The organism is Kitasatospora sp. NPDC127067 (assembly GCF_042724755.1).
Lineage (GTDB): Bacteria > Actinomycetota > Actinomycetes > Streptomycetales > Streptomycetaceae > Kitasatospora > Kitasatospora lactacystinica.
The window spans coordinates 14,680-24,976 of sequence record NZ_JBHXEM010000063.1 but is presented as its reverse complement, the minus strand read 5'-3'; the positions used below and the strand labels follow the sequence as shown (position 1 = coordinate 24,976).

General features: G+C 71.6%; 7 protein-coding genes. 3 read left to right on the top strand and 4 right to left on the bottom strand.

Annotated elements, in window-relative coordinates; genetic code table 11:
- Positions 1-179: 179 nt before the first annotated feature.
- Together ACFWJ4_RS24095 and ACFWJ4_RS24090 are read left to right on the top strand one after the other, a co-directional pair.
- A complete protein-coding gene (locus ACFWJ4_RS24095) occupies positions 180-1,046 on the top strand; it encodes a helix-turn-helix domain-containing protein (RefSeq protein WP_380546868.1) in 867 nt (288 codons plus the stop codon).
- A 49-nt stretch (positions 1,047-1,095) separates the two neighbouring features.
- Positions 1,096-2,553, top strand: coding sequence for an aldehyde dehydrogenase family protein (locus ACFWJ4_RS24090; protein ID WP_380546905.1), 1,458 nt, complete (start codon positions 1,096-1,098; stop codon positions 2,551-2,553).
- A gap of 320 nt (positions 2,554-2,873) precedes the next feature.
- On the opposite strand, the gene ACFWJ4_RS24085 is transcribed toward ACFWJ4_RS24090, so the two are convergent.
- The 4 genes from ACFWJ4_RS24085 to ACFWJ4_RS24070 all read right to left on the bottom strand — a co-directional run bounded on the left by ACFWJ4_RS24085 (position 2,874) and on the right by ACFWJ4_RS24070 (position 8,412).
- A complete protein-coding gene (locus ACFWJ4_RS24085) occupies positions 2,874-4,709 on the bottom strand; it encodes a 5'-nucleotidase C-terminal domain-containing protein (RefSeq protein ID WP_359910164.1) in 1,836 nt (611 codons plus the stop codon).
- Positions 4,710-5,007: 298 nt separating this feature from the next.
- Positions 5,008-5,679: a hypothetical protein gene (locus ACFWJ4_RS24080; protein ID WP_380546866.1), complete on the bottom strand. Its 672-nt coding sequence runs from the start codon at positions 5,677-5,679 to the stop codon at positions 5,008-5,010.
- The gene (locus ACFWJ4_RS24075; protein ID WP_359910158.1) at positions 5,666-7,324 is read right to left on the bottom strand and encodes an extracellular solute-binding protein; all 1,659 of its coding nucleotides are present in this window, start codon (positions 7,322-7,324) and stop codon (positions 5,666-5,668) included. The genes ACFWJ4_RS24080 and ACFWJ4_RS24075 overlap by 14 nt, the downstream gene beginning before the upstream one ends.
- Positions 7,321-8,412: a hypothetical protein gene (locus ACFWJ4_RS24070; RefSeq protein ID WP_380546864.1), complete on the bottom strand. Its 1,092-nt coding sequence runs from the start codon at positions 8,410-8,412 to the stop codon at positions 7,321-7,323. The genes ACFWJ4_RS24075 and ACFWJ4_RS24070 overlap by 4 nt, the downstream gene beginning before the upstream one ends.
- Before the next feature lie 333 nt (positions 8,413-8,745).
- Between ACFWJ4_RS24070 and pyk the strand changes: the two genes are divergently transcribed.
- Complete coding sequence (gene pyk, locus ACFWJ4_RS24065) at positions 8,746-10,176, top strand: pyruvate kinase (RefSeq protein ID WP_380546862.1); 1,431 nt, start codon at positions 8,746-8,748, stop codon at positions 10,174-10,176.
- Positions 10,177-10,297 lie beyond the last annotated feature (121 nt).

Genomic DNA, 10,297 nt, shown 5'->3' with positions numbered 1-10,297 from the left:
CCGGAACTCCGGGCCGGGGACGACCCGGACACCGCCCGGGCTGCGGCGACTCCCGGACAAACGTCCGGAGCCGTGATCCGTCCGGCGGGATCCCGCACAGTGGGCTGTTGTTCGTCGGTGCCAAGTGGCAGACTGCGGCCGACGGCCGGGGGGCTGGGCGAGTGCGGAGGACGACTTCGATGGGCACGACTCAGGCAGGCGGGGGCGCCACCGTACGGCGTCTGCTGCTCGGCACCCAGCTGCGCAAGCTCCGCGAGGCCAGAGGCGTCAGTCGGGAGGAGGCCGGGTACTCGATCCGCGCCTCCGAGTCCAAGATCAGCCGGATGGAGCTCGGCCGGGTCGGCTTCAAGGAACGCGACGTGGCCGACCTGCTGACCCTGTACGGGGTCGAGGCCGATCAGGAGCGGGCCACCGTCCTCGGACTGCTGCGCGAGGCCAACGTCAGCTCCTGGTGGCACGAGTACGGGGACGTGCTGCCCGGCTGGTTCCAGAACTACCTGGGACTGGAGGAGGCCGCGGCCGAGATCCGCAGCTACGAGGTCCAGTTCGTCCACGGGCTGCTCCAGACCGCCGACTACGCCCGGGCCGTGGTCACCGCCGGCGGCCACGTCCACGGGCCGGAGGAGATCGAGCGCCGGGTCGACGTACGGCTCAAGCGGCAGGCGGTGCTGACCGCCGAGCGGGCGCCGCAGCTGGTCGCCGTACTGGACGAGGCCGCGCTGCGCCGGCCCTGGGGCGGGCCGGAGCTGATGCGCGGCCAGCTGGACCGGCTGCTGGAGCTCGGCGAGCTGCCCAACGTCCGGCTCCAGGTGCTGCCGCTGGGCAACGCCGGGCTGAGCGCGGAAAGCGGCGCCTTCACCGTCCTGGGCTTCGCCGAGGCCGAGTTGGCCGACGTGGTGTACCTGGAGCAGTTCACCACCGCGCTCTACCTCGACAAGCCCGCGGAGGTGGCCGAGTACCGGCACGCGATGGACGACCTGGTCGCGGACAGCCTGAGCCCGGAACCGACCCGGAACCTGCTGTACGCGATGCGCCAGGAGTTGTAATACGTCAGTACGATGACTTCCCATCAGGTCGGTGTATGAGAGGGAACAGATGTCGTACTTCTCCGAGTTGGCGCTGCAGTACATCGACGGCGAGTGGTGCAGCGGCAGCGGCTCCTGGGACATCGTCGACGTCGACCCCTACACCGGCGACAAGCTCGCCACCATCACCGTCGCCACCGGCGCCGAGGTCGACCGGGCCTACCGCGCCGCCGAGCGCGCCCAGAAGGCATGGGCCGCCGCCAACCCGTACCAGCGGCGGCTGGTCTTCGAGCGCGCGCTGCGGCTGCTGGAGGAGCGCGAGCCGGAGATCGTCCCGGCGATCATGGCGGAACTCGGCGGCACCGCGCTGAAGGCGGGCTTCGAGCTGTCGCTCGTCAAGGACGTGCTGCGGGAGTGCCTGCACCTGTCGGTGGCCTCCGAGGGCCGGCTGCTGGCCTCGCCCGCCCCGGGCCGGGAGAACCGGCTCTACCGGCTGCCGGTCGGCGTCGTCGGCGTGATCAGCCCCTTCAACTTCCCGCTGTTCCTGGCGCTCAAGGCCGTTGCCCCGGCCCTCGCGCTCGGCAACGGCGTCGTCCTCAAGCCGCACCAGGAGACCCCGGTCGTCGGCGGCGGACTGATCGCCAAGCTCTTCGAGGACGCGGGGCTGCCGCCCGGCCTGCTGAACGTGGTGATCACCGACATCGCCGAGATCGGCGACAGCTTCCTGGAGCACCCGGTGCCCAAGGTGATCTCCTTCACCGGCTCCGACAAGGTCGGCCGGCACGTCGCCACCGTCGCCGCCGCGCACTTCAAGCGGACGGTCCTGGAGCTCGGCGGCAACAGCGCGCTGATCGTGCTCGACGACGCCGACGTGGACCACGCCGTGGACGCCGCGGTGTTCAGCCGCTTCGTCCACCAGGGACAGGTCTGCATGGCCGCCAACCGGGTGCTGGTGGACCGCCGCGTCGAGGCCGAGTTCACCGAGAAGTTCGTCGCCAAGGTCGCCTCGCTCACCGTCGGCGACCCGAGGGACCCGGCCACCCACATCGGCCCGCTGATCAACCCCGTCCAGGCCGGCGCCCTCGACGCCCAGGTCGACCAGGCGCTCGCGGCCGGCGCCACCGCGCTGCTGCGCGGCACCACGGTCGGCAGCCTGATGGCGCCGACCGTGCTCACCGGCCTCGCCGAGGACGCGCCGATCCTGCGGAACGAACTCTTCGGCCCGGTCGTGCTGCTGGTGCCCTTCGACGGCGAGGACGAGGCCGTGCGGCTCGCCAACAACACGCCGTTCGGACTCAGCGGCGCGGTGCACACCGCGAACGTCGAGCGCGGCGTGAAGCTCGCCCAGCGGATCGAGACCGGCATGATCCACGTCAACGGCGGCACCATCGCCGACGAGCCGGGCGTGCCCTTCGGCGGCGAGAAGAACTCCGGCGTCGGCCGCCTCAACGGCGAGTCCACGGTGGACGCCTTCACCACGCTGAAGTGGATCTCCGTCCAGCACGAGCGCGCGGTCTTCCCGTTCTGACCGGGGGTTCCCGAAGACACTGAGGGCCTCCCGGCGGCAGCCGCCGGGAGGCCCGTGGTCTCAGGCGGGGGAGCGAACGAGGCCGTCGGTGGCGAGCTCGCAGGTTGCGCTGGCGGATCACCGAGGGGCCGGCCATCACGATGATCGCGTCGCCGGAGATCTCGATCTTCCACCCGTTGGGAGGCGTCAGACTCTGCGCGTAGGCCAGCAGCCGGGCGTGGCGGTCTGGGATCCGGGACTCGCTCATGGCGCCACTCTTCCACCGGGCAGACCGAAAGGCCGTCGCCGGCGGGGCGACGGCCTTTCGGCGGGGGCGTCGGTCAGAAGACCGGCTGGCCGGCGCGGACGAGGCGCCAGGAGTCGGTGAAGAACTCGGCGGGGTCGATGGTGCCCTTGGCCTTCACCCAGGCGATCATGGTGTTGCGGATCTCGTCGGAGTTCGACCAGACCATCTTGGCCTTGGCGACGTGCGGGAAGTTGCCGCCGCCGTTGGCCCGGTAGTTGTTGACGGCGAGGACGAACTCGGCGGCCGGGTCGATCGGCTTGCCCTGGAAGGACAGGTTGACGATCCGCGAGCCCTTCGGCTGGGCGATGTCGATGTCGTAGCTCAGGCCGTAGACCGAGTCGTAGTTGTAGTCCGGGGTGGCCTCGGCGCCGGTCAGGGCCTCCTTGTCGACCGGGGCGCCCGGGGCGAGCTGGTTGTAGTACTTGACCGAGTACTCCAGGTAGTCCTTGAGCTGGGCGCCCGTCAGGACGCGGGCCTCCAGGGTGTTCTCGTAGATGTAGAGGCCCGCGGCGTCGCGCAGCTTGACCTGGCCGGACGGGATCAGCGCGGTGCGGTTGAACGGGGCGGCCTGGGCCAGCACCGGGAGCTTGGCGTACTGCCCGCCCGCCAGCGCGGCCTTGACGGCGTCGGCCTGGACCCTGCCGATCAGGTCGATGATCGGGGTGGCCTTGAAGCGGGCGTCGGCGATCGACAGCTCGATCTTGCTGGTGCCGATGTTCTGGTTGACGTACGCGACGACCTTCTTGTGCTGCCCGGCGATCGCGTCGGTGATCTCCGGGTTCTCCGGCACGGTGTTGGAGTTCAGCAGTCGCGCGGAGACCGAGGAGACCTTCCAGGCGCCGGCCGCGAACTCGACCTCGAAGTCGAAGCAGGTCAGCCGCTGGCCGTAGCAGAGCGGCTCGGAGAGCACGACCGTCCGGCCGGTCTTCTTGTTGACGACCAGGCGCTGCGCGATCTCCTTGTGGGCGTGGCCCACCAGCACCGCGTCGATGTCGGGGACGGTCTCCGCCAGGGCCACCGAGGCGTTCTCGGCCCAGGGCAGCTGGTCGCCCCAGGTGGTCGCCTCGTCGCAGCCGGAGTGCGAGGACACCACGATGACGTCCGCGCCGGCCGCCTTCATCTTCGGCACCCAGGCGGCGGCGGTCTCGACGATGCCCGGGAAGACCATCTTGCCGCTGACGTTGGCCTTGTCCCAGATCGCGATGCCCGGGTTGGTGAGGCCGAGGATGCCGACCTTCACCGGGCGTCCGCCGCCCAGCCGCAGCTCCTTGATCACGTACGGCTTGAAGGCCGGCTTCTCGTTCTTCGCGTTCAGCGCGTTGGCGCCGAGCAGCGGGAACTCCAGCTGGTCCTGGTAGGCCTTCAGGAGCGGGATGCCGTAGTTGAACTCGTGGTTGCCGAGCGCGGCGGCGTCGTACTCCATGAGGTTCATGGCGACGGCCATCGGGTGGTCCGGCACGGTGTCGGCCTCGGTGTCGATCGACTCGATCCGGGCGTAGTAGTAGGACAGCTGGGTGCCCTGGATGGTGTCGCCCGAGTCGATCAGCAGGCAGCGGTTCCAGCCCTTCTCCTCGCGCACCTGGTTGGCCAGCGTGGAGATCTTGGCGAGGCCGACCGCGTTGTGGGCCTTGTCGCTGTACTCGGCGTCGGTGAAGTAGTCCCAGTTGAGCACCCGGCCGTGCAGATCGGTGGTGCCCATGACGGTGAAGGCCTGCTTGTTCGGCTGGCGCTGCTGGCCCTTGGCGGCCGCCGTGTCCGGCTGGGCGGCCGCGGCGGAGGGGGCGGCGGCCAGGGTGGCGCCACCGGCCAGGGCGGCGCCGGCGGCGGTGGCGGCGGACCGGGTGACGAAGTCACGGCGGTTCAGGGGCATGGACGACTCTCCCGAGTGGGAACGACGGCGGATGGACCGTCAACTGGCATTCGTTGGCAAGTGCGCGTGTACGCGTCGACGCGCGTAGAAGGACGCGCGTAGAAGTGTGCCGTGCGGCCCGGGGTGGTGGATAGCCCCCGGACCTGTCCAAGAGGTGAGATCTTGGCGACTCGTTCGTGACGGGAACGGGGGAGGTCCGGGGTGGTAGGGCCGGCCGGCGGAGGATGGAGGCCGGACGGCGGACGGCGGACGGCGGGCGGCGGGCGGCGGGTCAGGACGGCGGGTCAGGACGGCGGGGTCAGGACAATTCGCCCATGAGCCGGTCGACCTCGTGGCCCAGCCGGAGCGCCGGGTCCGGATCGTCCGGCCCCGCCCACGGCTGCCAGGTCCGCGCCCGCAGGTAACCGGCCACCGCGACCGGCAGCCGGTGCCGGACGATCCGCTCCGCCACCGGGCCCGGGCCGGCCGCCCGCAGCGCCGCCAGCAGGCCGTCCACCCCGGCGGAGGGCGGCAGCGGCACGCTGTCCAGGTAGGCGGCCAGCGCCACCAGCTCCGGATCGGGCGCGGGGGGCCGCTCGGGTGCCGGGCGCCTCGGCTCCCCGCGCTCCGGCTCCCCGCGCCCGGGCGCGGGCGCCCCCTCCGGCGTGTGTAGCCCCTCCAGGGCGTGCGCCCCGGAGGCCTCGGTCTCGCGGAGGGCCGGCCCCGCTCCCGTCCCCGTGCCCGTTCCGGTGCCGATCCCCGTGCCCGCCCCGGGCCCCGGTCCGATCCCGGCCCCCTCGCGGGGGCTCGGGGCGGGCGTCAGCAGCGCGCCCACCCCGTACAGCCCGACCACGACCCCAGGCCACCAGACCCCGCCCAGTCCGGCGAAGTGCAGCCCCAGGCCGACCGCGCCGCCGGCGCAGCCGACCAGGTTCCGGGCCGACTCCAGGTAGCGCAGCACCCGGGGGCCGAACCCGTCACTGGTAGCCACGGATCTCCTCGAACACCCCGTCCAGCGAGCCCGTACCGTCGAACAGCTTGCCGCCGCTCAGGTCCGCGATCCCCTGGAGCTGGCCCACCGCCGCCTCCCCGAACTTGATCGGGAACACCGGGATCGACTTCTCCCCGGCCGGCAGCGCGTCGTGGAAGCGCTTGAAGTCGCCGTCCGTCGCACCGGCGTTGCTCTCCCCGTCCGTCATCAGCACGATCGAGGTGAACCGGTCGTCGCCGGCCGCCGCCTGCTGACGCTCGATCACCCGGTACGCCTCCTCCAGCGAGGAGTACACCGCCGTCCCGCCCGAGGCGGCCAGCGACTGCACGTCCGCGTCGATCGACGCCAGCTCCGTCTCCGGGCCCGGCCGGCTGCCGGTGGCCGGCACCACGTGGGTCTTGGTCCACTTCACCGCGGAGGCGAAGGAGAGCAGCGTGATCTCCTCGCGGTCCCGGAAACGGCGCGTCCCGCGGGTGTCGTCCGCCCCGGTCAGCCGGCCCAGCGCGCTCTTCAGCGCGGCGATCCGCGAGCCCTCCATCGAGCCCGAGGTGTCCAGCACGTACACCGTCCTGGACGGGCGGCGCAGCTCGTTCTGGTACGAGGCCAGCAGGCCGTCCGCGACCGCCCGGGTGCCCGGGAACGGCAGCTCCCGGCGGCGGTCCGCGGGCAGCCCGGCGGCCGGGGCCGCGCCCGCCGTCACCGGTCGGCGCAGCGTCGTCTCGGAGATCCGTTTCTGCACGTCCTCCTTGAGCAGGTACGCGGACAGCCGCTGGAAGGAGTCCCGCTGCTCCTGCGCGGCGGAGGACATCAGCGAGAGCGGGTAGTCCGCCGACACCACGCCGTCCGCCGGCCGCACCACCGTCAGCTGCTGCTGCGGCGGCAGCGTCCTGTTCAGCGACAGCAGCACCGACTCGTAGTTCACCAGCGCGCTCACCGTGCCCGACTCGGCCCGGGCGTACGCCTGCGCCAACCAGCCGGAGGAGCCGGAGGTCAGCTTCTGGCCCTTGAAGAACTCCTTCAGCTGCGGACCCGCCTTCTGCACGTCCGCGTCGGTCAGCGCCGCGCCCGCGCCGGAGAAGGCCGAGGCCACCGCGACGAGGGTGGAGAAGCCCGAGTTGGAGCGGGACGGGTCGGCCATCCCGTACGGCAGCTTTCCGGCCGCCGCCGCCGCGCCGACCTGCGCCCAGGTGACCTTGGAACCGTCGCCCCAGCCGAGTTCGCCGAGCGCCGAGGAACGCACCCCGATCGCCACCGGCGACACCATCACCGGTGTCTCGGAGACCACCTTGGACTTGCCGGCCGGATCGAGCCGCAGGTACTGGTTCGACGGGAACCACACGGCGTCGTACTTGCCGTCGGCCCGGCCCGAGGAGACGGCGTCGGCGCCGTCCAGGGTGCCCGTCCAGGAGAACTGCACGGTCACCCCGGTGGCCTTCCGGGCATCCTCCAGGACCGGTGCCAGGTCCTGGAGTTCACTGCCCGCCAGGACGCGCAGCACGCCGGGGCGGGCGGTCTCGGCGGGCGGATCGGTGGGCTTCGGGGCGGGGTTGTCGCCGCCACCGGAGGAGGTGCAGGCGGTGGCCGCGGCCAGCACGGCGGCCAGCGCGGCCGTGAGCCAGCCGCGGCGCTTCATCGGGATGGTCACTTGGTCCCCTTCGCCGCGGTGGTCAGCTTGAGCAGGTTGTCCAGCGAGGGCAGGGTCGCCTGCTTGACCTTGGCCGCGGTCAGATCGGGTGCGAAAGTCGGCTTCTTCTCCCGCATCAGGTTCGCGAAGGCCTCCGGTTCGGCCTGCGGCCGGAGCCCGAACCCGGCCTCCAGACCGCGGAGCACCTCGTCGTTCTGGAGGGCGTCGGCGAGCTTGCGGCCGTTGTCGGTGTGGGCCACGACGGTGTGGTCCGAGTAGACCGTGGTGTCCGGGTACAGCACCACCATGTCCCCGGTGGGCTTGCCCTGCAGCGACAGGGCGGCGGCCTGCGACTCGTACGCGAAGATCAGCGGGCTGCCGATCCCCGCGCCGAAGTCCCGGAACGGCTCGTCGCTGCTGCTCTTCTGGATGCCCTGCAGCGCGTTCGCCTTGTACAGGACGTCCTTGACGGCGGCGACGCCGGCGTCGTCCGACACCACCTGGTGGTTGTTGGCGATGTAGGAGAGCAGCGCGAGGTACATCGCGCCCGAGGACGAGCTCTCCGGGTCGGTGGTGGTCACGAAGAGCTGACCGGACAGCTCGGGATGGGCGCCCGCGCCGGCCAGATCCTCCCATCTGCGGTTGCCCTTCAGCGCGTTGACGTACTCGTCCATCCGGAACGTCCACACGCCGGTGGCGTCCAGGTCGGCCAGCTTGTTGTCCCTCAGGACCTTGGCCACCGGCTCGTGCGCCACGATCACCAGCGGCGAGTAGAACGGGACCATCGGGGAGTCCTGCAGCTTCCAGATGCGCTGGATCTCCCGGGCCGGTGCCGAGCTCGCCGGGAAGGCGAAGTCCAGCCCCGGCGTCCTGCCCGCCTGGTCGCTCATCGTCCAGGAGCCGGTGGAGTCCGTCCGGACGACCAGGCCCTGCTTCGCCAACTCGGCCTTGACGTCGTCGTTCTCGAAGAAGGCGCGCTTCTCCGAGCCGATCAGGCCGGTGACGGTGACCGTCGTGGTGGTGTCCTTCTTCCGGTCGTCGGGGATCAGCGCGAAGGCGACCCCGCCCAGCAGGGCCAGGGCCGCAACCACCCCCAGTGCGCGTCGCATGCCGAACGCCTCCCCCTCGTCCGCTCCTTCGTCCGGGTGGTGACCCGGGGCGCCCCGGCATCCACCCGGGGGTGACGAGCGTCCCGCCGGGCGGGGAGCGGCGGCGGAAGCGGCGGTGAACCAGGGGTGAACACCCCTTCACGGAATCGCATCGGCAGGCGGCGCGGGAGGCGCGGGAGGCGTACGGGCGGCGCGCGGAAGCGACGTGGAGCGGGGCGCTCGCACAGCGGTCCGAGGATGTGTCAGATTGTTCAACTCGCCTTACCGCAACGGTCATCCCGCAGTCCGGACCCGCGTCGTGGTTACGCGCCGGTAATGCCTAGTCTCAGCACTATGCGCCGAGCAAAAATCGTCTGTACCCTCGGGCCCGCCACCGACTCGTACGACCAGATCAAGTCCCTGGTCGACGCCGGGATGGACATCGCCCGACTGAACCTCAGTCACGGCTCGCACGCCGAGCACGAGGAACGCTACCGCCGCGTCCGCAAGGCCGCCGACGAGACCGGCCGCAGCGTCGGCATCCTCGTCGACCTTCAAGGCCCGAAGATCCGGCTCGACACCTTCGCCCACGGACCCGTACTTCTCGAACGCGGCGACGAGTTCACCATCTCCACCGACAACGGCGTCGTGGGGGACAAGGACCGCTGCGGAACCACCTACTCCGGGCTCGCCGGAGACGTCAGCCGCGGCGAGCGCATCCTGGTCGACGACGGCCGCGTCACCCTGGAGGTCGTCGCCGTCGACGGGCCGCACGTGCGCTGCCTCGTCATCGAAGGCGGCCTGGTCTCCGACCACAAGGGCCTCAACCTCCCCGGCGTCGCCGTCTCCGTCCCCGCACTCAGCGACAAGGACGTCGCCGACCTGCGGTGGGCGCTGCGCACCGGGGCCGACCTCATCGCGCTCTCCTTCGTCCGCAGCGGGCGGGACGTCGAGGACGTCCACCGGATCATGGCGGAGGAGGGACGCCGGGTCCCGGTCATCGCCAAGATCGAGAAGCCGCAGGCGGTGGAGAACCTGGAGTCCGTCGTCGACGCCTTCGACGGGATCATGGTGGCCCGCGGCGACCTGGGCGTGGAGATGCCCCTCGAACAGGTCCCGCTGGTCCAGAAGCGCGCCATCAAGCTCGCCCGCCGCAACGCCAAGCCGGTCATCGTCGCGACCCAGATGCTCGACTCGATGATCAACACCTCCCGGCCGACCCGCGCCGAGGCCTCCGACGTCGCCAACGCCGTCCTGGACGGGACGGACGCGGTGATGCTCTCCGGGGAGACCTCGGTCGGCAAGTACCCGGTCGAGACCGTCAAGACCATGGCCCGGATCGTCGAGGCCGCCGAGAACGACATCCTGGCCGCGGGCCTCCCACCGCTCACCACCGGCAGCAAGCCGCGGACCCAGGGCGGCGCCGTCGCCCGCGCGGCCGCCGAGATCGGCGACTTCCTGCACGCCAAGTACCTGATCGCCTTCACCCAGTCCGGCGACACCGCCCGCCGGCTCACCCGCTACCGCTCGCCCATCCCGGTGCTCGCCTTCACCTACGAACCGGCCGTGCGCAGCCAACTCGCCCTCACCTGGGGCGTGGAGACCTTCCTCGGCCCGTTCGCCCCGACCACCGACCAGATGGTCGAACAGGTCGACGCGGCACTCCTGTCGCTCGGCCGCTGCCAGAAGGGCGACATCGTCGTCATCACGGCGGGTTCGCCCCCCGGCCTGGCCGGCTCCACCAACCTCGTCCGCGTCCACCACGTGGGGACCCTGGACGCCTGAGGCTCCCTGCGGCGGGGGGGGGAGGCGCGGGGGGGGCGGCCCCGGGCGTATGGGAGGGGGGGGGTGGGGGGGGGTGTGGGGGGGGGGGGGGATGGGGGGGGCGGGCGTTTGTGGAGGTGCC